This window comes from Clostridium algidicarnis (genome assembly GCF_000703125.1).
Classification (GTDB): Bacteria; Bacillota; Clostridia; order Clostridiales; family Clostridiaceae; genus Clostridium_L; species Clostridium_L algidicarnis.
This window is the reverse complement of sequence record NZ_JNLN01000001.1, coordinates 957,030-983,120: the sequence shown is the minus strand read 5'-3', so window position 1 is coordinate 983,120 and position 26,091 is coordinate 957,030. Positions and strand designations below refer to the sequence as shown.

25 protein-coding genes and 7 tRNA genes are annotated in these 26,091 nt (G+C 29.9%); 17 read left to right on the top strand and 15 right to left on the bottom strand.

Annotation, left to right across the window (positions count from 1 at the left end):
- Positions 1–5: 5 nt before the first annotated feature.
- From BV55_RS0104930 to BV55_RS0104910, 5 genes are all read right to left on the bottom strand, one after another.
- Complete coding sequence (locus BV55_RS0104930; protein ID WP_051652399.1) at positions 6–944, bottom strand: ATP-binding cassette domain-containing protein; 939 nt, start codon at positions 942–944, stop codon at positions 6–8.
- A complete protein-coding gene (locus BV55_RS0104925) occupies positions 937–1,614 on the bottom strand; it encodes an ABC transporter ATP-binding protein (protein ID WP_029451700.1) in 678 nt (225 codons plus the stop codon). Before BV55_RS0104925 ends, BV55_RS0104930 begins: the two co-directional genes overlap by 8 nt.
- A gap of 2 nt (positions 1,615–1,616) precedes the next feature.
- Entirely contained in the window at positions 1,617–4,457 is a 2,841-nt protein-coding gene (locus BV55_RS0104920) for an ABC transporter permease (protein ID WP_029451699.1), read from the bottom strand.
- Between the two features lie 17 nt (positions 4,458–4,474).
- Positions 4,475–5,521 carry an efflux RND transporter periplasmic adaptor subunit gene (locus tag BV55_RS0104915; protein WP_029451698.1) on the bottom strand — a complete coding sequence of 349 codons (1,047 nt, stop codon included), beginning with the start codon at positions 5,519–5,521 and terminating at the stop codon, positions 4,475–4,477.
- A 184-nt stretch (positions 5,522–5,705) separates the two neighbouring features.
- Positions 5,706–6,878 carry an NAD(P)-dependent malic enzyme gene (locus tag BV55_RS0104910; RefSeq protein ID WP_029451697.1) on the bottom strand — a complete coding sequence of 391 codons (1,173 nt, stop codon included), beginning with the start codon at positions 6,876–6,878 and terminating at the stop codon, positions 5,706–5,708.
- A gap of 485 nt (positions 6,879–7,363) precedes the next feature.
- Here BV55_RS0104910 and BV55_RS0104905 point away from each other — a divergent pair, with 485 nt between their 5' ends.
- The 3 genes from BV55_RS0104905 to BV55_RS0104895 all read left to right on the top strand — a co-directional run bounded on the left by BV55_RS0104905 (position 7,364) and on the right by BV55_RS0104895 (position 9,827).
- Positions 7,364–8,650: an adenylosuccinate synthase gene (locus BV55_RS0104905; protein WP_029451696.1), complete on the top strand. Its 1,287-nt coding sequence runs from the start codon at positions 7,364–7,366 to the stop codon at positions 8,648–8,650.
- 100 nt (positions 8,651–8,750) lie between these two features.
- Positions 8,751–8,936, top strand: coding sequence for a DUF1858 domain-containing protein (locus BV55_RS0104900; protein WP_029451695.1), 186 nt, complete (start codon positions 8,751–8,753; stop codon positions 8,934–8,936).
- A 132-nt stretch (positions 8,937–9,068) separates the two neighbouring features.
- Positions 9,069–9,827, top strand: coding sequence for an acyl-[acyl-carrier-protein] thioesterase (locus BV55_RS0104895; RefSeq protein ID WP_029451694.1), 759 nt, complete (start codon positions 9,069–9,071; stop codon positions 9,825–9,827).
- An 82-nt stretch (positions 9,828–9,909) separates the two neighbouring features.
- Here the strand turns inward: BV55_RS0104895 and BV55_RS0104890 are convergent, their stop codons facing one another.
- Both BV55_RS0104890 and BV55_RS0104885 read right to left on the bottom strand, forming a co-directional pair.
- Positions 9,910–11,142, bottom strand: a complete 1,233-nt coding sequence (locus BV55_RS0104890; RefSeq protein ID WP_029451693.1) for a BaiN/RdsA family NAD(P)/FAD-dependent oxidoreductase — start codon at positions 11,140–11,142, stop codon at positions 9,910–9,912.
- Complete coding sequence (locus tag BV55_RS0104885; RefSeq protein ID WP_029451691.1) at positions 11,129–11,965, bottom strand: carbon-nitrogen family hydrolase; 837 nt, start codon at positions 11,963–11,965, stop codon at positions 11,129–11,131. Before BV55_RS0104885 ends, BV55_RS0104890 begins: the two co-directional genes overlap by 14 nt.
- A gap of 249 nt (positions 11,966–12,214) precedes the next feature.
- On the opposite strand from BV55_RS0104885, the gene BV55_RS0104880 reads away from it, so the two are divergent.
- The 8 genes from BV55_RS0104880 (at position 12,215) to BV55_RS0104845 (ending at position 13,404) form a co-directional block, all read left to right on the top strand.
- The gene (locus BV55_RS0104880; protein ID WP_029451690.1) at positions 12,215–12,589 is read left to right on the top strand and encodes a CoA-binding protein; all 375 of its coding nucleotides are present in this window, start codon (positions 12,215–12,217) and stop codon (positions 12,587–12,589) included.
- A 204-nt stretch (positions 12,590–12,793) separates the two neighbouring features.
- Positions 12,794–12,868: transfer RNA gene (locus BV55_RS0104875), tRNA-Glu, on the top strand.
- Between the two features lie 8 nt (positions 12,869–12,876).
- Positions 12,877–12,952: transfer RNA gene (locus tag BV55_RS0104870), tRNA-Val, on the top strand.
- A 14-nt stretch (positions 12,953–12,966) separates the two neighbouring features.
- Positions 12,967–13,043 (top strand) — tRNA-Asp (locus tag BV55_RS0104865).
- Between the two features lie 39 nt (positions 13,044–13,082).
- Positions 13,083–13,157: transfer RNA gene (locus BV55_RS0104860), tRNA-Glu, on the top strand.
- Between the two features lie 8 nt (positions 13,158–13,165).
- A tRNA-Val gene (locus BV55_RS0104855) sits at positions 13,166–13,241 on the top strand.
- 8 nt (positions 13,242–13,249) lie between these two features.
- A tRNA-Asp gene (locus BV55_RS0104850) sits at positions 13,250–13,326 on the top strand.
- Positions 13,327–13,329: 3 nt separating this feature from the next.
- Positions 13,330–13,404: transfer RNA gene (locus BV55_RS0104845), tRNA-Thr, on the top strand.
- A gap of 36 nt (positions 13,405–13,440) precedes the next feature.
- Here the strand turns inward: BV55_RS0104845 and BV55_RS0104840 are convergent.
- A complete protein-coding gene (locus BV55_RS0104840) occupies positions 13,441–14,421 on the bottom strand; it encodes an ATP-binding protein (RefSeq protein ID WP_029451687.1) in 981 nt (326 codons plus the stop codon).
- Positions 14,414–15,427 carry a DnaD domain protein gene (locus BV55_RS0104835; protein ID WP_029451686.1) on the bottom strand — a complete coding sequence of 338 codons (1,014 nt, stop codon included), beginning with the start codon at positions 15,425–15,427 and terminating at the stop codon, positions 14,414–14,416. The genes BV55_RS0104840 and BV55_RS0104835 overlap by 8 nt, the downstream gene beginning before the upstream one ends.
- 199 nt (positions 15,428–15,626) lie before the next feature.
- Here BV55_RS0104835 and BV55_RS15045 point away from each other — a divergent pair, with 199 nt between their 5' ends.
- Together BV55_RS15045 and BV55_RS0104825 are read left to right on the top strand one after the other, a co-directional pair.
- Positions 15,627–16,820 (top strand): peptidoglycan DD-metalloendopeptidase family protein, encoded by a 1,194-nt coding sequence (locus BV55_RS15045; RefSeq protein WP_051652398.1) that lies wholly within the window; start codon positions 15,627–15,629, stop codon positions 16,818–16,820.
- 217 nt (positions 16,821–17,037) lie between these two features.
- The gene (locus BV55_RS0104825; protein WP_029451684.1) at positions 17,038–17,490 is read left to right on the top strand and encodes a Rossmann-fold NAD(P)-binding domain-containing protein; all 453 of its coding nucleotides are present in this window, start codon (positions 17,038–17,040) and stop codon (positions 17,488–17,490) included.
- 84 nt (positions 17,491–17,574) lie between these two features.
- Here BV55_RS0104825 and BV55_RS0104820 read toward each other — a convergent pair whose 3' ends face one another.
- The 6 genes from BV55_RS0104820 to BV55_RS0104795 form a co-directional block, all read right to left on the bottom strand.
- The gene (locus BV55_RS0104820) at positions 17,575–18,768 is read right to left on the bottom strand and encodes a S8 family serine peptidase (protein WP_029451683.1); all 1,194 of its coding nucleotides are present in this window, start codon (positions 18,766–18,768) and stop codon (positions 17,575–17,577) included.
- A 132-nt stretch (positions 18,769–18,900) separates the two neighbouring features.
- On the bottom strand, positions 18,901–19,806 hold the full coding sequence (locus BV55_RS0104815) for a selenium metabolism-associated LysR family transcriptional regulator (RefSeq protein ID WP_029451682.1): 906 nt from the start codon (positions 19,804–19,806) through the stop codon (positions 18,901–18,903).
- A 96-nt stretch (positions 19,807–19,902) separates the two neighbouring features.
- The gene (locus tag BV55_RS0104810) at positions 19,903–20,718 is read right to left on the bottom strand and encodes an MBL fold metallo-hydrolase (protein ID WP_035794260.1); all 816 of its coding nucleotides are present in this window, start codon (positions 20,716–20,718) and stop codon (positions 19,903–19,905) included.
- Between the two features lie 39 nt (positions 20,719–20,757).
- A complete protein-coding gene (locus BV55_RS0104805) occupies positions 20,758–21,189 on the bottom strand; it encodes a DMT family transporter (protein ID WP_029451680.1) in 432 nt (143 codons plus the stop codon).
- Positions 21,190–21,264: 75 nt separating this feature from the next.
- Positions 21,265–21,741 carry a dUTP diphosphatase gene (locus BV55_RS0104800; RefSeq protein ID WP_029451679.1) on the bottom strand — a complete coding sequence of 159 codons (477 nt, stop codon included), beginning with the start codon at positions 21,739–21,741 and terminating at the stop codon, positions 21,265–21,267.
- Between the two features lie 129 nt (positions 21,742–21,870).
- The gene (locus BV55_RS0104795) at positions 21,871–22,425 is read right to left on the bottom strand and encodes a 2'-5' RNA ligase family protein (RefSeq protein WP_029451678.1); all 555 of its coding nucleotides are present in this window, start codon (positions 22,423–22,425) and stop codon (positions 21,871–21,873) included.
- Positions 22,426–22,666: 241 nt separating this feature from the next.
- On the opposite strand from BV55_RS0104795, the gene BV55_RS15275 reads away from it, so the two are divergent.
- From BV55_RS15275 to BV55_RS0104775, 4 genes are all read left to right on the top strand, one after another.
- Positions 22,667–22,828 carry a DUF1540 domain-containing protein gene (locus tag BV55_RS15275; protein ID WP_084170492.1) on the top strand — a complete coding sequence of 54 codons (162 nt, stop codon included), beginning with the start codon at positions 22,667–22,669 and terminating at the stop codon, positions 22,826–22,828.
- A gap of 561 nt (positions 22,829–23,389) precedes the next feature.
- Complete coding sequence (locus tag BV55_RS0104785) at positions 23,390–24,652, top strand: UDP-N-acetylglucosamine 1-carboxyvinyltransferase (RefSeq protein ID WP_029451677.1); 1,263 nt, start codon at positions 23,390–23,392, stop codon at positions 24,650–24,652.
- Positions 24,653–24,687: 35 nt separating this feature from the next.
- Positions 24,688–25,473, top strand: coding sequence for an MBL fold metallo-hydrolase (locus BV55_RS0104780; protein ID WP_029451676.1), 786 nt, complete (start codon positions 24,688–24,690; stop codon positions 25,471–25,473).
- A gap of 43 nt (positions 25,474–25,516) precedes the next feature.
- Complete coding sequence (locus BV55_RS0104775) at positions 25,517–26,080, top strand: GerMN domain-containing protein (RefSeq protein WP_029451675.1); 564 nt, start codon at positions 25,517–25,519, stop codon at positions 26,078–26,080.
- Positions 26,081–26,091 lie beyond the last annotated feature (11 nt).

The following is a 26,091-nucleotide window of genomic DNA, read 5'->3' as shown; positions in this document are numbered from 1 at the left end:
AATTGTTATCTTTTATCTGGTGAGTAAAGAATTATCTTTTCATCTTCAAGCTCTACCTTTATTTTTGTCTTATCCTTTAGATTTAGAGCTTTTAAATATTCAGAAGGTATTTGAAGTCTACCAGCTTTATCTAATATGGCAAGCTCCATATGGGTATTCCCAAACTGTGATTTATCATATAAGCCCTTTTCTATAGATTTTAATTCTTCAGAATAACTTACTTTTCTTATAAATTCACTACTAGTTTTACCATCCCTTATAGCGACTACTCTGTCTACCTTTGCAGAAATTTGTCCATCATGAGTTACTATTATAATAGTAACTCCAATTTCTCTATTTATATCTCTGAATAAATCTAAAATTAAATTCGCAGTTTTTGAATCAACAGAGCCTGTAGGTTCATCTGCTAAGAGAATTTTTGGGTTATTAGCTAAGGCTATAGCTATTGCTATCCTTTGCTGCTCTCCTCCAGATAACTCAGATAGAGAATTATTTTTTCTATGTGATATGGAAACTAGATCTAAATACTTTAACGCTTTCTCTTTCTTATTTTTTTGCCTAGTTATAGATAAAGCTAATTCCACATTTTCTAAAGCTGTAAGGTAAGGAATTAAGTTTCTTGCATTGTTTTGCCACACAAAGCCAACAGTTTGCTTTTTATAGGTTATTATTTCCTCCTTAGATAATTTAAAAAGGTCTTTACCATCTACTATAAGCTTTCCAGCAGTAGGATTATCAAGGCATCCTATCATATTTAAAAGGGTAGACTTACCACTACCACTATTACCTATTATGGCCATTAACTCTCCCTGTTTAATATTTAAATCTAAACCTTGAAGAGCAACTACCTCTATATCATCAGAGGACTTATATATTTTTATTAGGTTTTGACATTGAACTATGTACTTTGTATCTAATGCATCCTCATTTAGATTGCTATTCATCTATGATTTCACCATCCTTTAAAGTATATATAAAGTCAGCTACTTCTAACATATTAGGATCGTGGGTTGTCATTACAATAGTGAGACCCTCATTAATAGCAAGCTCTTTAAAGACATTTACTATATGTAAAGCTGTTAATGTATCTAAAGCAGAGGTAGGTTCATCTGCAAATATTACTTTTGGTCTAGGGGCTATAGACCTTGCAATGGCTACCCTTTGAATCTCACCACCTGAAAGTTCTTGAGGCATATGATTTTGCCTTTTATTAAGGCCAACAAGGTTAAGGCAGTACTCAATTCTAGGCCTTCTATTCTTTAACTCAGGGTTGGATACCCTTAAAGCAAAATCTACGTTTTCAAATACATTCATATTAGGTATAAGAGCACCACTTTGAAATACAAATCCTATATCATTTCTTCTGATATTTGTCTTTTCACTATCCTTTAAATTAGTGATATCTTTTCCTTCAAAAAATATTTTACCCGAGGTTGGAGTGTCTATGGCTCCTAATAAGTTTATTAATGTAGTTTTTCCAGAGCCAGAACGACCTTTTAAAATAGTGAGAGTCTTTTCTAAAACAGATATATTAATATCTTTTAAGGCCTGTATGGTTTCTGTTCCAGTATTATATTGTCTATTTAAGTCAATGGTTTTTAGTATATCAGCCATAATTAATCCTCCCCTAATTTAAGAGCTTGGTCAATTTTTATTTTTTTAATTATTTTTGAAAGAATAATCATTACTATAAATACAATTACACTCATAAATAAACCTAGTTTAATATAATCCAAAACATAAGATATAGTCCTAAAAGGTAATAATTTTTCACTAGGATTAGAGGATAAGTTCAACATTGGAATATAAAAATTACTTATTAAACTTCCAATTAAGATTCCTATAAAAATAGATACTCCTGAAATTAGCAACTGTTCTTTTGCAAGTATGATTATTATTTCTTTCATTGATAAGCCCATAGCTCTTAGAATTCCAAACTGTAAGGTCCTATTTTTTATAGACATTGTCCAATATATTAAAAAGCCCATACAAGTTACAATTATTGACGATAGAAAACATAAATTTAAAGTGCCGTTGGTACCCTGAAGTATAGGGTCGTTTTTAAGGTCATATATACCTTGTTGTATGGTACTTATTTGATGATACCCAAGATCTTTCTTTATAATATCTTGAAACAATTCATTATCTGAAATATTAGCCTTTTTCTTTATCCAAATATCATAAGGAAGAGTTACATTTAAATTTCTTACATAGTTATAATTCATTACGATAAGCCCTGGAGTATTTTCTTTATTTATATCAAAAGAAGGCCAATAATCTACAATACCTAATACATAACATTGCATATGCAATGTTTCACCAAATCTTACATCTACCTCACTTCCAAGTTCAAGATTCAAGTCTTTTTTGATATTTTCGGATATTAATATTCCTTTAGGCTGATCTGCAATTAGATTTAAGTAATAATACCAATGATAAGGTAGAAGTTTATGATCAAACCAGGCAGTTTTCCCAAATTCATCGGGGATTACAGCTATAACTTGAGATCTTACTTTAGATATATCTTCTTTAAATGATACCATTCCGGTATCATTTTTAAGAACCTTAGTAATGCTATCTATTCCCTCAATTTCCGTATAAGGTTTGAAAGCAGGTTCTTTGTATGGGATATTAGGATTAATAACGTCCTTAGAAGCTTCAGGGGCTATAATTTTTCCATCCTCATTAAAAATGTCTGACTGAATCCACCAAGGGGTTATAACCACATCAGCTCCATTAAGGTATTTAACCTTATTTTCTGCCATAGTATTTATGGTAGATGCAGATTTCATATTAAAGATTCCTATTGAAAGTGTTAATATTAAAAAGATTATAAGGAATCCGTCTTTTGATTTATTTCTGCTTACAGTTATAAGTGAAGTATAGGTTGTAGTAGACCATTTATTTTTACCTATTTTTAATATAAGAGTCAGTATATAAGGATATATGCGAAGGTATATTAAACCAAGAGATATTACAAGTAGTGTCATAGATAAATATAAAAGTGGGGAAATGGGAAGTTCAGTAGAGTTAATTGCGGTATTTGTTATAAATTTTTCTAAATTTTTATAGCTATAAAAAGAATATAATGATATAGAAAGAAGGATAATGTCTAAGTAGAATCTTTGCCATAGTGGTTTTGTAGATCTGTGTTTTTTTCGCTTTGTTTCTACAATGCTGCTTTGAGATAGTTTCATTACTGGTATAAGGGTTGCGACTAAGAAGATTAAAGCTGTAAGGAAAGAGTATGAATAGTCTCGTAATGTAATTTTTATATCTAATGGAATCCTATTTACGAATTTTAGAAATCCATTTGAAGATCCTAATAAATTACAACCTAGAAGTGCAAGTATGGGACCTAATATAGCACCTATAAAGGCTATTACAGAAAACTGCATAAGATATAATAAAAAAACTTGTGTATTACTACTACCTCTGCTTTTTAATAGGACTATTTCATTAGAATCTTTTTCTAGTATTAAACTAGAAAGCATAGATACGTATAAAAGCATCATAAGAATTACTGGAGCCTCTAAGGTCCATAAAGTACCCTTTAATCTATTTTGTTTTTCTATATATTTTGAAAGTATTTCTTTCATTGGAAAATAAGATGTTAAATCATCGCTAAAATTCAATTTATTCACAATAGTGTCGTAACTATTAATAGAGCTTTTTATATTTGAAAGGTTTATATTATTATAGTCAAGAGCAAAAAACCAGTTAGCTTCTTTTAAATGAGTGCTATTTGATTTTAAGTAGTCGTTTAAATAAATGTTTTCATCTATTAAGAGGCTTCCTTCATAGTCATAATTTTTATCAAACCAATAAGGATTGTCTTTATTATCTGCTTCATATATTCCAACAATCTTTACTTTAAGAAAGCTATCTTTATCTACCTTAGGATCTCTCATGGTATAAATTTCATCTAATTTTAAATTTAATATATGTTTAGTTTTAGAGGAGGCTATTACTTCATATATGTTGTCTTCAATGAGATCCTTTGAATAAATTCGTCCTTCTAAAATTGTTATATTTTTCTCTAGGTTTTTTACTGATTCTAATTTGAAGCCGGGTCCTTTTTCATTAGACGGTTTATTATCTAAATCTATATTTCCTACAACTAAATTATTAGTTTTTAAACTGCGTTTACTAGACAGTATAGGAAGGTTGAAGTTTTTTGCAGCATCGTTTACTCTTTTATCTAAGTCATTATAAGAATTTAACATAGAACTATGTGGGCCAATAGCAATTTTATCTTCTTTAAATGAAAGGGTACCAGGATATACTTGCTGCGTTTTATGAAAAGTGCTTGCATCTTTTATAAAAATTTTTTTTAATATTCCGGAAGAATACATAGGAACAGAAGTAATTATAGAAACTGCCAAGGTAAAACCTAGAATAAGACTTAGCATTAACCATTTATTTTTTATGAATTTTCTATATAGAAACATAAACATTACAATCACCCCCAAACTTAATTAATAACTACTTCTTCACCTTCCTTTAATCCCTGAATTATTTCAACCATTTGTCCATTATCTATACCTAGCTCAACAAATTTTTCAATGCGATCATCGTTTTCCATAACCTTAACATAAGGAGTGCTATTAAAAAATCTAACAGCATTTTTAGGAATTACAAGAACATCATCTTTTCTGCTAAGATTTATACTTAATTGAACTTGATCTCCAAGCTTTGCGTCTTTTGGAATTTTATCTAGCTTTATAGTAGCATTTTGTTTTTTCTCGTTTTTTTCTGCACCCTCAAGGAATGAAAATAAGGGGGAACCATCATCAATACTAACTATAGAGCCAGGTACTTCTTCATTATTTATTTTACCTAATGTTTTCATTCCAACCTTTAGGTCACTTACTTCATTCCCGGAATAGGATACAAGCATTTCATTAGTATTACTTACTGAATACACTGGTAATCCAGCTCTCACCATGTCTCCAATGGCAAAATTACCTTTATAAGTTATAACACCATCAATAGGTGAAACTAAACTCATTTTCCCTATCTCGGATTTTATAGTTTCTAATTCTAAGCTTTCAAGTTCTAAATCTAATTTAGAACTTTCCTTTTCTGAATTAGAGGTTTCAGGATTATTAATTATGGAATCATGTTTCATTTTAATCTTTTTATATCTTATTTCTTGTTGTTTTAATTTGTTCTCAAATTCATCCGTATCTAGCTGTGCTAATAAGTCGCCTTTTGATACGGTATCGCCAGATTTGAAATTTAAGCTTTTGAGATATCCTGACCTTTGATTAAAACTGCATAAAAAGATATCTTCTGGTATCAAAATCCCTGTTTGAATTAAGTCCTTAGAAATTGAACTCAATTGTACTTTCTGTGTAACTGAGTTTACACTTGCACTTTTTATAAGAGGAGGAGCCATTAGAGCCTCTTCTTTAGGAAATAAAGCACATCCAGTAAAGGTAAGTATAATTGGTAGTAAAATAAAGGATATTATAATAGGTTGTTTAAAAGACTTTTGGTTATAAGTTATTATTTTCATTTACATACCCCCCTAAGTTTATAAATATAAAAATATTTACATATCTGAATATACGAAATATTGTCACAATAGTTACAGAAAGTTCATAATTATTTAAAATAAGGGCAAGATCTATGAGATATAGATCTTGCCCTTATAAATAACTATTAGATTAAGTTTTTTCTATTAAATAGTCTAGAAATGCTTAAATTCTAGCCACTCCAGTTTTTATAGCAGCAGCTTTAACAGCCTCAGCTACTTTAACTTGAACATCTTTATCAAAAGATTTAGGCATTACATTATCTTCATTTAATTCACTTTCCTTAACAGAACTTGCAATAGCGTAAGCTGCTGCAAGCTTCATTTCTTCATTTATACTTGAAGCCCTTACATCTAAAGCACCTCTAAATATTCCAGGGAAGGCTAATATATTATTTATTTGATTTGGAAAATCAGATCTTCCTGTTCCAACAATTCTTGCCCCTGCCTTTTTAGCATCATCCGGGAATATTTCAGGAATAGGATTTGCCATAGCAAATATTATAGCATCTTTATTCATAGATTTTACAAGCTCTTCATTTAAGGCATTAGGAGCAGAAACACCTACGAATACATCTGAATTTTTTAAAACATCTTTTAGAGAACCTTGTTCTTTATTTGGGTTAGTGATAAGGGACATTTCAGATTTTGAAGAGTTAAGATTTTGTCTTCCGTCAAAAATGGCACCTGTTCTATCACAAAGTATAATATTTTTAACACCAGAGGATAGTAAAAGCTTAGTAATAGCAACGCCAGCAGAACCAGCACCATTTACAATAACTTTTAAGTCTTCTAATCTTTTATTTACTACTTTTAATGAATTTAAAAGTGCAGCTAGAGTAACTATAGCAGTTCCATGTTGATCATCATGAAAAACTGGAATATCTAATCTTTTTTTAAGCTTTTCTTCAATTTCGAAACATCTTGGAGCAGATATATCTTCAAGATTTATTCCCCCAAAAGTAGGAGCAATCCTAACTATGGTTTCTACTATTTCATCTGCATCTTTAGTATCTAGTACTATTGGTATAGCATCTACATCACCAAAGGTTTTGAAAAGAACTGACTTACCTTCCATTACAGGTAATGATGCCATGGGACCTATATCTCCAAGGCCTAAAACTGCAGTACCATCAGAAATTACAGCTACAGTATTCCACTTTCTAGTGTATATATAAGCTTTGTCAGGATCCTTTTGTATCTCTAGGCAAGGCTGAGCAACTCCTGGTGTGTATGCTAAACTTAAGTCGTTTGCATCTTTTACTTCAACTCTAGATAAGATCTCTAACTTACCTCTTTTTTCTTCATGAAATTTTAAAGCGTCATCATAAATAGTCATTTATTATTACCCCTTCCTTAAAAACAATTTAATATAACATTTATTACACTTACAATTTTAAGCGTAATAAATAGTATAGTTTACAAGTGATATTATAGCACTAATTTCAGTTATATTTAAGAGCATCTTGTTAATATGGTTACTAAGTATTAAGGAAAGTACAGTGGAAAGAGGATTTTAATGAGAGTTTTATATAATATAATAAAGTGATCTTTAGGTAAGTAGGATTATTCTAACCATAGATTAAGACGAACTATGCAATAATATAATCAGTTAATATTCGCATTTGTTATTGACTTGAATTATTCACTTTGATAATATATTATATGAGGAATTAAAAGGAAAATTATTATAACATTATTGCTTGAAAAATAAATTTAAAAATAATTTTTATAGTGTTTTTATAAAGATGACGATTTTTAAATATTATTTAAAAATAAGGTAATAATTAATAATATAATATAATTTGAAAAGGAGTGATATTAATGTCAGCTTTTGTAGTGCTAGGCGCTCAATGGGGAGATGAAGGAAAAGGTAAGATGACAGACTACTTGGCAAAGTCAGCAGATGTAGTTGTAAGATACCAAGGGGGAAATAATGCAGGGCATACTGTAGTAGTGGGTGAAAAAGAGTATAAGCTACATTTAATACCTTCAGGAATACTATATGAAAACACTTTAAATGTAATAGGAAATGGTGTAGTAGTTGATCCTAAGGCTTTATTTGATGAAATAGAATACTTAGAATCTTTAGGTGAGACTATAAATGGAGAAAAATTAATAGTTAGTGATAGGGCTCATGTAATATTGCCTTACCATAAGGTACTAGATAGTTTAAATGAAAAGGCAAGAGGCAAGGATGATATAGGTACTACAGGAAAAGGAATAGGACCATGCTACACAGACAAGTTTGAAAGGTCTGGTATTAGGGTATGCGACCTTATAAAACCTGAGGTATTTAAAGAAAAACTAAGAGCTAATATAGAAATTAAAAATAAATATATAGTTAAGGTTTTAGGTGGAAAAAAATTAAGTTTTGAAGATATATATGAAGAATATAGTGCCTATGCAAAGAGGCTGAAACCTTTTGTACAAGATACATCTGTAAGAGTATATAATGAAATAAAGAAAGATAAAAGAGTATTATTTGAAGGTGCTCAAGGTATGCTTTTAGATATAGATTATGGAACATATCCTTATGTTACCTCCTCTAACACTACCGCAGGGGGAGTATCTAATGGTGTAGGTATAGGGCCAACCATGATAACTAATGCTATAGGCATAGCTAAAGCTTATACAACTAGGGTTGGCAAAGGTCCTTTTCCAACAGAACTTATAAATGAAACAGGGGACTGGATAAGAAAAAATGGACATGAATATGGAGTAACTACAGGAAGAGCTAGAAGATGTGGATGGCTTGATACTGTAATATTAAAAACTACAGCTAGAGTATCTGGACTTACAAGCTTTGCTGTGACTAAGATAGATACCTTAGCAGGACTTGAAAAGATAAAGATTTGTACTGGATATAAATTTGAAAATGAGGTAATAGATTACTTCCCAGCAAGTCTTGAAGATCTTGCTAAATGTGAACCAGTTTATGAAGAGTTTGAAGGATGGAATAATTCGGTAGCAGAGGCTAGGAGCTACAATGATCTTCCAAGTAATGCTAAAGTGTATTTAAATAGGATAGAAGAATTAACAGGAATAAGAGTATCTATAGTATCGGTAGGTCCCAAAAGAGATCAAACAATAATGGTAGGTGAAATTTAAAATATATTATTGTTAATTTAACAATATCTTTATTGTATATAAGATTTCTCTAGGGTATAATAAATATTATATCCTGAAAAGAAAAAAGGAGTTGATATACATGGAAATTTCAAAAGAAATGACTATTGGAGATGTAGTTATGGAGTATCCAGAATCCGTTGAAGTCTTGATGAGTTTTGGGATGGGTTGTGTTGGATGCCCGGCATCTCAAATGGAAACATTAGAAGAGGCAGCTATGGTTCACGGGTTTGATATAAAGGAACTACTTAGTGCTCTTAATGGTTAATAAAATCTAATATATATAAATAAGTGATTTACTTTTGTCTTTACATATAATTAGACTAAGGTAAATCACTTTTGTAATTTATATGGTTAATTTATTACAAAGATATAATATAGTTTATTTGGAGGGGTTTAGATGAGAGGTATTATTACAGCAAAACAATATGAAATATATTATCATGACATTGATTATAATAGGAACGCTCTTATAACATCTTTGGTGAACTTTTTTGGAGATGTAGCTACCTACCAAAGCGAAGAATTAGGTATAGGTCTTGACTATCTAAAATCTAATAATGCAGCTTGGGTACTATATAAGTGGGATATAGATATAGTAAGGTTCCCTAAATATGGTGAAAAAATCATAGTTAAAACTAGCGCATATTCACTTAAAAAGTTTTATGCATTTAGGGAGCATGAAGTTTGTGATGAAAATGGTAATATTATAGGTACAGCAAAATCAGTATGGTTCTTAATAGATATTGAAAAAAGAAAACCAATTAGAATTTTAAAGAGCCTATATAAGGCTTACAATATTGATGAAAAATGTAATGAAGAATTGAATATAGATAAAATTAAAAATTTAACTAAAGTAGATAATGAGGAAAACTTTACCATAAGGTATAGTGATATAGATACTAATAGGCATGTAAACAATGCAAAATATATTTCCTGGGCTATAGAGGCTGTTCCATTAGAAAAGATGCTTAAATACACGCTAAAAAGAATTAAAGTGGTATATAAAAAAGAAACTAGATATGGACATAGCATAACCTCACAAGTTCAAATAGATGATAATGGAGATACTATGGATTGTATACATAGAATTTTAGATGATGAAGGAAAAGAAGTTACCCTATTAGAGACATCTTGGATAAGTAATCAAGAGAATTAATTTAAAATAAGGGGAAATGATGAGTGTAGTGGTTACATCTTCATCATTTCCCCTTAAATTTTACAACTTTTATATTATTATATTATAATGACTTAGCAGCTACTGCAGCAGAGCTCCAAGCCCATTGGAGGTTAAATCCTCCACAATCTCCATCTACATCTAATAACTCACCACAAAAGAATAAATTTGAAACAATTTTTGATTCTAATGTTAAGGGATTTATTTCAGTTGTGTCTACACCTCCACAAGTGACCTGAGCATTTGAAAATGAATTGGTATCAATTACTTTAAATGTCCAAGCCTTTAGCTTATTTATTAAAGTTTGTCTTTTCTTCCAATCCAAATCATAGCAAGGTGAGTGTATATCCAGAATGTCACATTCCTTTAAAAATATAGGTATTAGTTTTTTGTTTATTATACCTATAAAAGACTCATAAATACTCCTATAAGAAAAAACCTCGAAGTGATTTTCTAAAAATATACTTAGTTCTTCCTTTGACATATTAGGCATCATATCTATATCTATTTCTACAATTTTTCCTTTAATTAACCCCTTAGATGCGATCCTACTTAGTTGAAGGATAGGAGGGCCTGAAATTCCATAATCAGTAAAGAGTATTTCTCCAAGTTCTTCTCTCACAATCTTTTTATCTACTAATATAGAGGCTTTACCATCAAATTTTATGCCTGATATAGCCTTTAGATTATTATAATCTAATTTTAATTGAACTAAAGCAGGAATGGTATTAATTATTTTGTGACCTAAACTTTCAGCTAATTTATATCCAGAACCATCAGAACCAGTCTTTGACGCTGATTTGCCACCTGTAGATAATATAAGCTTTTTACAAGTAAAACTTTCACCTGAAGATGAAGTTATGGAAAATCCATTTTTAGATGGAGTTATTTTAGTAACTTTGTTTTCAAGATATATAGGAATAGCTTTATCATCTAATGACATTCTTAGTATATCCAGTACTGAAGTTGATTGCAAAGACATAGGATACATCTTTCCATGGTCTAATAGCGTTAGGGGAAGCCCCATAGAGTAAAAGGTACTTATGGTATCTTCTACTGTGAAACTATCTAACACAGCATTAAAAAGCTTTGAATCTTCACTATGATAAGTTAGGTAAGGAGAAACTATATTTTTATTTGTTATATTACATCTACCATTTCCAGTAGTTAAAATCTTTTTTCCTATTCTATTGCTACCTTCTAAAATAGCAACATCGTGACCGAGGTCCTTAGCTATTATGGCTGAAAATATGCCAGAGGCACCTCCGCCTATTATTAAAGTATCATGATATATCATGCGAGTCCTCTCTTTCATCTTTTATAGTTATATTTGAATTAAGGCCTTTTATATAAAGAAGATTTTTTCTATCTTCTTTAACATTGAATTTTTTTCTTAAATTATCCACTTCATCTATATTAATATCAGTATAAATTACACCTTCAATATCTGACAATGAGGTTATTATATTACCTAAAGGATCTATAATCATAGAGTCACCTGAGTAATATGTGTTACCAAACATGCCAACCTTATTTACTCCAGCTATATAGCATTGATTTTCTATAGCTCTAGCCTTTAATAAGGTTATCCAAGCATCCTTTCTTTTCTGAGGCCAATTAGCAATGACTAATATAATATTGGCCTTTTTGCTTAGGATTTGGTAAAGTTCAGGAAATCTTAAATCATAACAGATGGTACTACCTATTATAAGGTCTTCTAATCTAGTTAGAATAAACTCATCTCCACCTTTGTAATACATAGACTCTTTACCATAAGAAAATGGGTGGATTTTTGAATACTTGCTTAGTATGGTTCCATATTTTGATATGATAACTAAATTATTTAATCCCTTATCTCCATGGTATTCTATATATCCAAAGGCTAAATTAATATTGTATTCCAAAGCTTTAGTAGAAAACCAAGATACTGAAGATGAATCTAAAAGAGGCCCTTCAAGCATATCTTTTAAATTCATAGAAAATCCAGTAAGAGTCATTTCAGGAAAAATTAAAAGATCAATAGAATCTTTATTAGCATCTTTTAAAAGTTTTTCAACCTTAAGCATATTTAAATGTTTATCTTCAAAGATTATATCCATTTGAGCTAAACCAATCCTCATAATTTCACCTCGTATATTCATATTGAAACCCATGTTGCTAAAAGCATTCATATTATTATAAATATAATTTTACAATAGGTTAAGAATAAAGACTAGAGTAATTAATAATCTTAACAATATATTAAAACATAAATTCAAATAATAGGGTATACTTATATTAATATATAAATAAAATGTAAGCTTAATAAATTTTATAAAAATGTTTTGATCTAATTCAGTTATAATAACTAAAAGATTGGAGGAATAAAGATGGAAGCTAAAGATTTTATGAAATACAAGAATTGGGTAGTTGTTGGAGATGTCTTAAATGATGGTAAGTATGCAAATAAGATATTAAAAAAGTTAAAAGAAAATGATTATAATGTTGAAGGAGTTACCTATAAGTCAGAAATGGATGGTGCTTATAAAACATTGAAAGAAGTAACCTATACCATAGGGGTATTAGATCTTTGCATAAATCCTATAAAAGGAATAGATATAGTAAAAGAAGCTCATGAAATGGGTATAAAAAATATTCTTATACAACCAGGTGCAGAAAGTGACGAAATAATAGACTTTTGCAATCAAAATGATATTATAGCAATAAAAGGTTGTGCTCTAGTAGAACTTTCTAAAATGGAATAAAGACTTTTAATATATCTATGAACAATAACTAAACATAAGATATATTTAATGGGCTTTATGGCTTTTAAAGGGCTATAAGGCCTTTAAAATGACAAAAACAGATGAAATATAAAGTAATTAAAAAATAAATGTTGACAGAAACAGATTTATTATGTATTATAGTCTATGTCAGGTTTCCCAATAAGCAACCGACAAGTAATATGAGGCTCCTTGGTCAAGCGGTTAAGACACCACCCTTTCACGGTGGTATCAGGGGTTCAATTCCCCTAGGAGTCACCATGTATTATGGGCGCATAGCTCAGCTGGGAGAGCATCTGCCTTACAAGCAGAGGGTCACAGGTTCGAGCCCTGTTGTGCCCACCATTTTATATGAATATGGCCTAGTAGCTCAGTTGGTTAGAGTGCCGGCCTGTCACGCCGGAGGTCGAGGGTTCGAGTCCCTTCTGGGTCGCCATATAAAATATAAAATAAAACATAATACAATACTTAATGAGGCTCCTTGGTCAAGCGGTTAAGACACCACCCTTTCACGGTGGTATCAGGGGTTCAATTCCCCTAGGAGTCACCATATATAATGGGCGCATAGCTCAGCTGGGAGAGCATCTGCCTTACAAGCAGAGGGTCACAGGTTCGAGCCCTGTTGTGCCCACCATTATATACGGCCTAGTAGCTCAGTTGGTTAGAGTGCCGGCCTGTCACGCCGGAGGTCGAGGGTTCGAGTCCCTTCTGGGTCGCCATTTGCTGGCATGGCTCAACGGTAGAGCAGCTGACTTGTAATCAGCAGGTTGTAGGTTCAATTCCTATTGCCAGCTCCATAAAAAAAAGACTTCTAATTTTTAGAAGTCTTTTTTTTATGTTATTTTATTTAAGTTTTTTGATACTCTTATATCTTCGCAATAAAACTTATTTATATCGAAGTTCCCAAGAAGCCTTGAGGTTATTCTTTCTGAGTATTGTTGAAGGAGTTGTTCTAAGGTTAAATTAGTTGATATTATCATTCTTTTTTTAGTAAGTAACCTCTTATTTAAAAGATTAAACAGTTCTGCTCTTGTAAAGTCTGTAATTGATTCTGAACCTAAATCATCTATTACAAGTAAATCACAGTTAAATATTAATTCTTCTAAAATCTTATTTGAATTAAATTTAAGATCTCGAAGATCTTTTATTAATTCATCAGATGTCTTATATACTACAAGATACCCTTTATCAAGAAGTTCTTTTGCTATGCAGGTAGACAAGAATGTCTTACCAGTGCCAGAATTGCCATAAAATAAAAGGTTATCTGAGTGAGATTTAAAATTATCTATATATGCTAAAGATCTATCATAAATCTTTTCTATGTTTTTTCTTGGAGTATCTTTTTCATTACCTATTTTATGAGTAGGATACAAATTAAAATCAAAAGACTTAAAGTTGTTTGTTCGTGTAAGCTCTTGTAGCTGAGAATCTTTATAATGAAGTTGTATTAATTTTTGTTTATAACAAGTGCATTTAGAAGCGCCTATAAATCCAGTATCTTTGCATTTAGGACATCTATAATTTAGATTTAAATAATTAAGACTATATCCTAAAGTTACTAGCATTTCTGACTTTTTTACTCTAAGATCTGTGATAGAGGATTTAAGGTTATTTAGATATTCATCCCTATTATCAATATCTTTCATAGAACTAATTGCAAGCTCAACAGAAAGTTTACCTATTTTATTTTCTATATCTAATATTCTAGGATCTCTTTTTTCGATTTCAGCCCTTCTTTTTTTAAGAGCCTTTTTCTCTTCTTCTTGAATATTTTCATATATTCTAATTACAGATTCTTGATATCCTTTAATCATCCTTATCCCATCCTAACAATTTTCTTTCTAATTCATCAAAGTCATAGGTTCTTTGTTCGAAATTATTGAAGTTACTATTTTTACTATTTTTGTTGTTGTTATTATAGTTATTATTATTGTAGTTGTTATTATTACCTTTGTTATAAGTTGATGCTCTTTTTAGGTCCTTTGCAGCAATATCTTCTAAAGTTTTTATATTATCTTTGTTCCAACTAGAGAGTATACCATCAATATATTTAAAGTCGGCTCTATTTAATCTTTCAAAGCAAATAGTACAAGCTTTTTCAATTATTTCAATAGAAAACTTATACTGATTTACCCATTTACTAAGCATTTCCTCTTGAGGTTTCATTATATCAGCATCTTTTATGCCCAAGTAATCTAATATCTGTCTATATTTAATCCATTTATCTTCATGTCTTTTAATATATAATTGGGCATCTTCTATAGTTTTTATGCCAGCATCAAACCATGACAGAGCAACCTTTTCGAAGTACCTATAATCTGTTTTACCTTTGGATATACAATATTGAATAAGTAAAAATATCATTTCAAGAGAAAAGTTTAAGTCTTTTTCCCATCCTATATAGGTAGACATTTCTTTTGGAGATAAAGGTCTTGATAGAAGCTTTTCTATTTCTTGCAACATATCCTTTACGGAAGAATTGTTTAATTCTTCTAAAAGACTTACTTTAGAAGTGGCTTGATCCTCTCCAAGATTAATAAATTCTATATTAAAATTGCCCATTTTATCTATTGGAATAATCTTCAAGACGCCTTCGTCATTCCAATAATTTAGAGCGTTCATTATATCTGATTCTAATAAGTTTAAAGCGGAGGCAAGGATGGTAGAATTTACTCCAAGTTCTCCAGAAACACTGTATTTTAATAATAATAAATACACTTTTATAAATTCGCCTCTAGCTTTTGGCATATAACTTTCTATAAAAATGTTACTTACAGGGGTAGTGCTTAAAGCTGTATTTTTAAGCATGAAGGTACTCATTAAATCCCAACCTTTCTAAAGTGCAATACTGATTTAGATTGCTCTAATAATTTTATAGTAAAGCTATGATTATGTAAATAGTAACACAAAATGTTTACATATGAATATTTTTATGATAAATAGGGTAAAGTAAAAGGGACTGTATAAAAATGAAGATTAAATATACCTTAAAGTCTTCCATAAAGAAAGGAATACAAAAATGAAGAAAAGATATATTAGTATCATAAAAACTTCAATTATTATATCACTGTTTATAATTCCACTTTTAGTTATATACATAAATTCGGGATATAATCTAGCTTATGCAGCATATGTTGAAGGTAACTGCGTAGCTTATTATAAAGATAAAGAAAAAGTTATAGATATTTACAATAAGATCTTAGATAAAAATAAAGATATAAAAATAAATGAAGGCATAAAATTTGAAAGGATTATTACGAAAACTTCATCCTTAAATAACTATGATAGCATAGTTTCAAATATAAAAGCTAGTTTAGATAAAGAAGTAGATTGTTTAGTTTTGAAGATAGATGAGATAAATTTAGGTATATTAAGGGATAAAGATAGATGTGAAGATTTATTTAATTTAGTAAAAGAGCACTATATAAGGGTAAATGATTTAAATAAAGAAGATATAATAAATACATCTATAAATAATAATATATATTACATACCTTACAGAGCTTATGAGTCTCAAATAAAGACACCAGAGGAGATATATAAGGTAATAAAAGAATTGGATAGTAGCAAGGAAAATCCAATAATGTCTGTAAATATTATTGGTATAAAAAATGATATAGAAGATATAAAAGAGGATACAACCATTAAAAGTACAGATGAATATTATATGGGTGAATTTAAAGTACAGGAGTTAGGAAAGCAAGGTAAAAGACGTATAGAAAAGCAAGTAAACATTACAAATGCAAAGGTAATATCAGAAACTATGATAAAAGAGGAAATAATAGAAGCACCGAAAAATAAGGTAATACTTAAAGGAACTAAAAATCCTATAGGAACTACTATTTCATTTCTAGAAAGGCCATCTAGAGGAGCAATAACATCTAACTTTGGTGCAAGATGGAACAATGAAAGTCATCATGGAGTAGATATTGCAGGAAATACAGGAGACCCTATAGGGGCCGCCCTAGATGGAGTAGTTAATAAGGTAGGGTATGATAATATCTATGGTAAATATATAAAGATAGATCATGGCAAGGGCATAGAAACATTATACGGACATTGTAGTTCAATAAGTAAAGGTCAAGGGGACACTATTAAAAAAGGGGATGCTATAGGCAGGGTTGGAAGTACAGGAAGAAGTACAGGACCACATATTCACTTTGAATTAAGGTTAAATGGAAAGGCTGAGAATCCCATGACCTATATGAAATAACCAAATATAAGTGTTTAACTCCTTCTTATTATAGGTAAAATGGTATTAAGGTATTTAATCTAATACCAAAGAGCGTACATTTTATAAACGATCAAGTGAGTCTTAGAAGAACTTATCCAGGGGCGTAGCAGCCGTCATCCCCCACCTTGAAGAGGATAGGGGTGTTACAGATGGTAGCCATCGGATAAAAGATATTAATAGAGGGAGATGAAAGGTTATGGCAGATAAGTTAAAAAAGTGTTTAGTAACGTACAATTATGGTAGTGATGAAATAAAAAAGATGGAAGAGCTGGGTTATGAAATAATAGTTAAAAAGGAACATAAATTAACCTACGACACGGAGCTTGAAGACGTAGAAGTTTTAGTTTGTTATGATCCTTTTGAGAGCTTAGATATACTAAAGATGAAAAGATTAAAATGGATACAATTATCCAGTATTGGAATAGATCAGTTACCAAAAGATAAAGTTATAGAAAATAATATAATAGTAACAAATAACAGAGGGGGATATAGCATACCTATGGGTGAGTGGGTAGTGCTAAGCATATTACAAATTTATAAAAAACAAATGGATATGCTTAAAAACAGATTAGATAAGACATGGAAGATGGATACATCTTTACTAGAATTTTATGGTAAGAATGTAGTGAATGTAAAAAGAGGATATTAAATAGGCCATATTATAGGGGTAAAAAATATCAGGTTCCTTATTAAGTTTAGAGGTGGCAAGTTTAGTTGCAACCTCTTTTTAGAATTATGGTAAAAGTTTATTTATATTTATTATTCCATTTCCTTGACTAGATTTTGATATAGGTGCAAGTTCTGAGGATACCTTTATTAAAGATAACAAGTCTTTAAAGGTTAAGGAAGGGTTGTTTTCAAAAAGCAAAGCACATACACCTGATACATAAGCTACGGCACATGAGGTTCCAGTGTAAGAAGTGTATGGAATCTCCAAGGTTTTAGGGTATAGCTTTTTTCCATTTCTTTCAGAAATATACTCTGTATCAGTATTTAAAGAACATAAATCAACGCAGTTAGCAGCTATATCTGGTTTACCTATTTTTTTATTACCATTAGAAGAAGAAAATCTGAATTCTTTTATACTATCTTGAATATTAACACCAGATACGGTTATGCAGTGAGGTATTAAACCAAGACCAATAATGGTTTCTTCGTCTACATTTATGCTCCCGGAAGGAACTATAGGTACTAAACCAATCTTTATACATTTTTCAAATAGTATAGAAAAACAATTAATTATAAATGGGTTATATTCTAAAATTTCAAAGGGCAAGCACAAAACCTTTATATTATCTTTTTGAGACCTAGTTAAAATATCATCTATAGCAAACAATATGTCAGAAACGTAGGCTCTACCAAAGCGATTAAATGCTTTATAACAATATATAAGTGAATTTTCTGCAATACCTTTAAATTTACCTTCAGAACTATGACCACTACCTGAAATTAAGCCAGATATAAAGGTACCATGACCATTATCATCATAAGGATACTTAAATCCATCTAAAATATCTAAAAAATATTTAATCTTATTTTTAGGTAATAAAAGATCAGGGTGAGGGTAAATGCCACTATCTACGAGCCCTATACCTACATTCTTACCTGTGAGGTTATAGGTATCGCCAATATAAGCTTTATTAGAATGAATTACGCTTCTTCCACAAAGGAAGGCAAAACTATCAAAGGTTATAAATGAAACTTCGGGATATTCGGATAGTCTCAATATTAATAAAGGAGATATAGAAGCAGAAATTATATCAATGTTGTAAATAGACTTTAAAACTTTTCCACCACCAGATTTTATCCTCTTTTCTATATTTTCTTGAAGGTTTTTACAATGAATTATAACCCTATAATTTTTATATAAGTTTATATCTATAGCCTTTTTTAAGTTGACATCAATTTTACTTTTCCATAAGAACATATAAAGACCCCTTTTTAGCATTACAATATATATTATGAAGTATACAAGAAAAGTAGTATTTATTCTAAATAAAAGCCTCCTACTTAAAAATAAATTAAGTAGGAGGCTTTTATGTTTACATAAGTAATGTGCCTAGGAAGGGAAGTTATTTACATTGAACTCTTTAATACAAAATTCAAAAAAGGCATTGGCTGTAGGTGTTAGTGTACGTTTTGAATTAAGTATAAGATATATATATCGCTTAAGATCTAAATCTTTTATCTTAGACATATTAAGCTTACCGCTACTTACGTAATCGAGCCCAACGTTTTGTGAGACTATTGAAACACCTGTACCAGACTTTACAAATTGTATTAGTGTGTCCATGTTATTTATCTCACATAAGATATTTAACTTATTTTGATCTAAGCCCTTTGATAGAAGGCTATCTTCAAAGGTTTTCCTAGTTGCAGAGTTTTTTTCTCTCATTATAAATTTGTAGTTAAACAAATCTTCTATGGTGATTTCTTTTGGTATATTCATAGAAGGGCTTGATATTAGCACTAGGTTGTCCTCTACTAGACAATAGCTTTTTATTTTATCAGTTTTCCCCACATCTCCAACTAAGCCCACTTCGCAGTCTAAATTAATTATATCTTCAATAATTTCTCCAGAATTCTTTTCACTTATATTAAAGGCTATTTGAGGATATTCTGTACTAAATTTATTTATAAGACTTGGAATTATGGTGTGACAGGGAGTTGTACTAGCAGATACATTTAGCGTACCACAAATTTTATTATTAAAAGCACATAAATTTGTTATTGCATTATTTCTAGTATTTATAATGTCTACAGCGTAATTTAAGAATGACCTACCCGCTGGAGTTACATTAACTTCTTTAGAGTTTCTGTCAAAAAGTTGAATATTTAGCTCCTTTTCTAAACTAGAAATATGAGAGCTTATAGTAGGTTGAGATAAGTATATACTGTTTGCAGCTTTTGAAAAGCTTTTAAGTTTTGCCACTGATATGAAGGCTTCTATTTGTTTAAAATCCATAAAATTCAGTCCTCCCAAAAGTAATAAATATATATATATTATAGTCTATTAATGTATATATTAATAGGTAGTATAGATATTTCTAATAAGGTAATATTATATTAACGAAGTTTTACCTACATTAACTATATCTATAGTGTTATCTTTTATGGATTTTAATATGTTTACAGTATCTAAATCATCTTCTAGTGACAATATAAAAGTATTATAATGGATGGGCAACATTTTCTTTGACTTCATCATTTTATACATTTTATAACTTTCTAGTGGAGTACAGTGCATCTTATCAAAGCCTTCAGGCAAATAACAACCTACAGGCATAAGAGCTAGATCACTTTCTATTTCCTTGAAGTTTTCTGTAAAAGCAGTATCACCAGCAAAAAACACACTTTTGTCTTTACAACTTATAAGATAAGCATTGCTACTATGATCTTTTCCTAGGTAATATCTTCTACCATCATGGTTTGCAGCTATACATTTTATGGTGATGTCACCATTTTGATGTATTTCTCCTTCGGATATGCCTATTACATTTTTAAATCCTACAACTTTTATAGATTTTACATAGGATTTAGGGCAAAGTACTATTACATTTTTATTCATTTTTATTAGTGAATAAAAATCAATGTGATCCATATGGCCATGAGATAGTAATATATAATTAATATTTGAATTTACTAGATTCATAGAAGGTTTAATCTTCCTTTTGAATTGACCTACGGAGCCAATAACAGGGTCTGTTATAAATATATTATCATAAAGATTTATCATAACAGAAGCATGGCCTATCCATTGTACAGAATTAGTTACTAAAGATTCACTTAATGGAGTTGAAGTTTCTTCAAAATAATTTTTTAGATTTTTATAGTGAAGTTTCATAAGAAACTTTGTATTAAAACTTATTTTATCCATACTCTTTAATATGTTTATAATAACACCACCTTTAAATTATTAAGGTTTCCACTTAAATATTATAATACCTACAACCATTATTGCAATACCTATTATCTTACTAAATCCAAAAGAAACCTTATTTGTATCAAACATTCCCCAAAAGTCAATTAATGCTGCAGATAATAACTGAGCTACAAGTATAATTGATATACAATAGGTAGGGCCCATGGATGAAATTCCTTTCATTACCGTATATATTATAAGAACACCTAAAACTCCACCTAAAAGATAAAGTTTGTTTACTGATCTAATTTCTTTTATATTGCCAGAGCCTAAAAAACATATTAATAAAATGGTTAATATAAGCCCGCTACCTTGAACTATTAGATTTGTTTCTAAAAGCCCAATCTTTTCTCCGAGCCTAGTATTGAACACACCTTGTAGGCTCATAGCAATTCCAGCTACTATTGAAAATATTATACCTAACATAAAAATCACCTCTATAAGTATTATTTCCAAAAATAAAAAAAAAACTCTACCAAAGGTAGAGAAGTTATTTTATGATTATTTAATTTTTTTATTATTAGAAGTATTTTTTATTATGTAACAATTTTCTATTTGATTTAAAGAAAAACCTAATCTAAGACCTAAACTTAAAAAGTCTTCAAAAAGTGTTGTGTAGTGATCTTTAGAGGATGTGACCATTAAATCATTTATATCTACATATAGGTTTAAAAATTGTTCTGAAATATTATAGTCATTTGGTTTAAGTTTTGGTGAAATATTGGTATAAAGTTTATCTAGACCTAAAGTTAATATTAGATGAAAACAATCTATATAAGAATCTAATAATACACCCCTTTTAGAAGGTTTTGCATCGGACCAATATTCAAAGCTTTTAGTTTCATTAGCAAGTTTACCTAGTTCCACTAATAGAGCTAAAAAGTTTTTTGAATTAGGGATACTTTCATCTAAGTTTTTGGAAGCATATATTTTTTCATTTAAATCCTTTTGTAACTTAAATAAGTACTGTAAATTCATAACAAAGCCGCCTTTCTTTCAATAGCAATTTTCTCACTAATCCATTGTAACTAATTATCATAAAAATTGAAAGTTCAGAAAACGATTACCAAAAGAAAAGTTAAAAATATTTATATTTTCATCCAAATACTAGGGCAAAAAGGTTTTTAATGGATAGCTTTTAATAACCATATCTCTCTTATTATTAATTGGTTTCCAAAGTTCTATTCTTTCTATCTTTGCTAATTTATAGAATCCATCATCTTGTGTTTTATGACACGCGTTCAGAAATTCATTTTTTGACCATTCTCTTGAAGCAAAGTTTGTATTTGCAAGTGAGATGTGTAAGTCCCAATTAGAGGCATCTTTTCTTACGTTAAACCCATTTAGTTTTAATTTATCATTTATAGTCCTATTTAATCTTTCTATATATCCTTTGTTTTCAACTTTTAGATTTACAGATTTATAAGGCTCGTTAAAACATATGATATCATCTATTTCTACTTTAAATCGTTTATATGACTTTAATATTCCTTTAAGAATTTCATCTAATTTATCGATATCAGGATCATCTATAACCTCTAAAGTTATATGCAACGTTGGAAGGCTTCTATATAGATTGTATTTTTTACTTAAGTCTTTTTGAAGACCTTCTATAGATTTATAGGAATCTTCATCAAATAATGCTACTAAATAATATTTCATTGTTATCCCCCAAATTTTATATTTTAATTCATATTTTTAATAATAAGTTGAATTCTAATTTTTTTAATCCATAATATATAAAGGCTATAATGTATTAAGTTATTATATATTATATCATATTGATATTAGAGTGAGTAATATATTAATTTAGTAAAATTAATATGTTATTTGAATAATAAAAGATATAAATACAAAAGATATAATCGTACAATTAAAATAATGTATAAAAAGGAGGATTAACATGGAAGTTAATAAGAGTATAGGATGTAATGTTTCGGAATGTAAATATCATTATAAGAAGGATAGCTATTGCACTTTAAACAAAATTGAAGTAGTTAAACATGAACCTATGGCAAAGACAATTGAATGCACTGATTGTGGCAGCTTTGAAACTATGAAATAACATTATATTCAAAAAGGGTAATACAAAAAGAACTATTATGATAGAGCTTGTTTAATCATAATAGTTCTTTTTATTTATAGTGCTAAAAGTAATTTTCATATGTAGTGATTTTAAAAGAATTAAAAGGATTAAATGTTTATTGATTAACTTGTAAAATGTGCTTGTATTATTCAATAGTTATAGGTAAAATATATTTTATATAAATTTAAACTAAGGTGATACTATTTTTATATCATTTCGAAAAGGGTATTAATCTTATAACAACTTATGCTATAATAAAAGTTATGAAATTAAAATAAATTTAAATACGACATAATAAATATAATATAGATATTTAAGTGAAATTAAATAGATTTTTATAGACATTTAGAGCATAAATTTAGTTGGATTTTGGAGATAAATTAGACCATAAATAATAAATGTCAGTATATAACTTAAAATTAAGACTTATAAAAATTTAGTGATGAAAATAGGATTATATTAATTGAAATTAACTTATTAAAAATAAATTTAGAATTTTGCGAGAAGTTCATATAAAAATGATAAATAAGGGTGAAATATATGGAAAAATTAGTAGTACACGGAGGAAATAGGCTTTTTGGAGATATTGACATAAGTGGAGCAAAGAATGCAGCAGTAGCAATAATACCAGCGGCTTTAATGGCTAGCGAGGGAACTTGCCACATTGATAATATACCTAGTATTGAGGATGTCCACTGTTTAGAGAGAATAACAAAGTCTTTAGGATGTAAGATAAAAACTAATGTTAACTCATTAGATATAGATAGTTCGGAAATAACTAATTTAGATGCTTGTACTGAAGATGTAAGAAGGATGAGAGCATCTTATTACTTTATTGGGGCATTACTTGGAAGGTTCAAAAAAGCAAGAGTAGAACTTCCAGGAGGCTGTCCTATAGGCGTGAGGCCTATAGACCAGCATATAAAAGGATTTGAAGCTCTTGGCGCTACAGTTAAGATAGAACATGGGGCTGTAAATATAAAAGCAGATAGGCTAATAGGCACAAATATATTTTTTGACGTTGTAAGTGTTGGGGCTACTATAAATGTTATGTTAGCAGCTACACTCGCAGAGGGAGTAACAACACTTGAAAATGCCGCAAGAGAGCCTCATGTAGTAGATGTAGCCAACTTTTTAAACTCTATGGGTGCAAACGTTAAGGGAGCAGGGACAGACATAATAAGAATTACTGGAGTAGAGAAGTTATATGGATGTAGCTATAGTGTTATTCCAGACCAGATAGAGGCTGGAACATTTATGATTGCAGCTGCAGCAACTGGTGGGGAGATAACAGTTAAAAATGTTATACCGAAACATCTAGAATCCATATCAGCAAAACTAATAGAAATGGGAGCAGAAGTTATAGAACAAGATGATTCTGTAACAGTAAGATCCACTGGGAGATTAAAGAGTGTAAACATTAAAACTAATCCATACCCAGGGTTTCCAACAGATGTTCAACAACCTATGAGTACATTACTTTGTGTTGCTGAAGGAAGAAGCATAGTTAATGAAAGCATTTGGGAGAGTAGATTCAAACATGTAGATGAGCTTAAAAAGATGGGTGCAGATGTAAAGGTTGAAGGTCGGACAGCTATAATAGAAGGTAAGGAAAAACTTACAGGAGCTATAGTTAAGGCTACAGATTTAAGAGCTGGAGCAGCTATGGTTATAGCGGGATTACTTGCTGAAGGAAGAACTGAGATACATAGCATAGAACATATAGATAGGGGATACCCTAATATAGAAGTTAAATTTCAAAAATTAGGTGCAAAAATATATAGAGAAAGTATAAAGGAATAATAAATATCTCTATAAGGTAGTTTGGAGGAATATATATGATATTTTGTTCCTTATATAGTGGAAGCAGCGGGAACAGTATATTTGTGTCATCAGAAAAGTCAAAGATACTTATAGATGCGGGATTACCAGGTAAAAGTATAGATGCCGCACTAAAAGAGATAGATGAAAGCCCAACAGAATTAGATGCTATATTTGTTACACATGAACATTTAGATCATGTAAAAGGTATTGGGGTTATGTCAAGAAAATACGATATACCAATATATGCAAATAAAGACACATGGGAAGGTATGGCCAAAACTGTAGGAAAGATAAAAGACTATAATATTAAAGTTATTGATAGTAGTGTAACAAATATAAAGGATATGGATATTATAAACTATCCTATACCTCATGATGCTGCAAGTCCTTTAGGATATTCAATTTATTCCTTAGGGAAAAAAGTTAGTATTACTACTGATTTTGGGTATCTTACAGCTGATATAAAAAGAAATATAGAAGATTCGGATGTTATATTATTAGAAAGCAATCATGATGTAGAAATGTTAAAGTTTGGACCCTATCCTTATAGCTTAAAGCGCAGGATTTTAAGTGATATAGGACATTTGTCCAACGATGATTGTGGAACTGCTATAGTAGACATGATGAATGATAAATATAAAAGAATAATATTAGGTCATTTAAGCAATACTAATAACTATCCAGAGTTAGCATATGAAACTGTCATAAGTGTTTTAAGAGAAAATAATATTGAGCTTAAAAAAGATATAGCTGTACAAATGGCAAGTAGAAAAGGTCCAAGCAGCTATATGAAAGTATGATTCGACAAACACTAGTCTTATTAATATTTAGAGGAAGGTATATATGGATAAAAGATTTAAAAGTGCTTTAAGCATAGGGCTTTGCTTTTTAGCTTTGACTACAGTAGCTTGTTCTAAGAAAGATAAAATAAGCATAAACAATAAAGAAAAGTTTAAAAACATTCAGCTACCAGCAGAAAAACAAGATAATATTGAGTTGGATATTTATTTTGATGCATCTAAAGATGCTTCAAAGATAGAAATAGCCAAAGAAGAGGTTTTAATTCCAAAGGAAGAAGTAATAGGGCAGTTAATAATAGATTCTTTAGTAAAAGGACCTTCTATTAATGGTAAGTTAAAACCTGTATTACCTAAAGAAACTAGGCTTTTAAGCTTTTCAATTAAAGATAACATAGCCTTTGTAAATCTTAGCAAAGAGGCTTTAATAACTATGACACCTGCAAAAGAGGAATCAGTTTTAACAAGCATAGTGGCATCTCTTGAGCAAATTCCATCTGTATCTAAAGTAAAGATACTTATAGAAAGCAAAGATGTTGAAACATTAGGAGGAAATTTTGATATTTCAAAACCTTTTAAAAGAGATGAAATAGGTCTTCTTAAAAGATAATAGGGTAATAT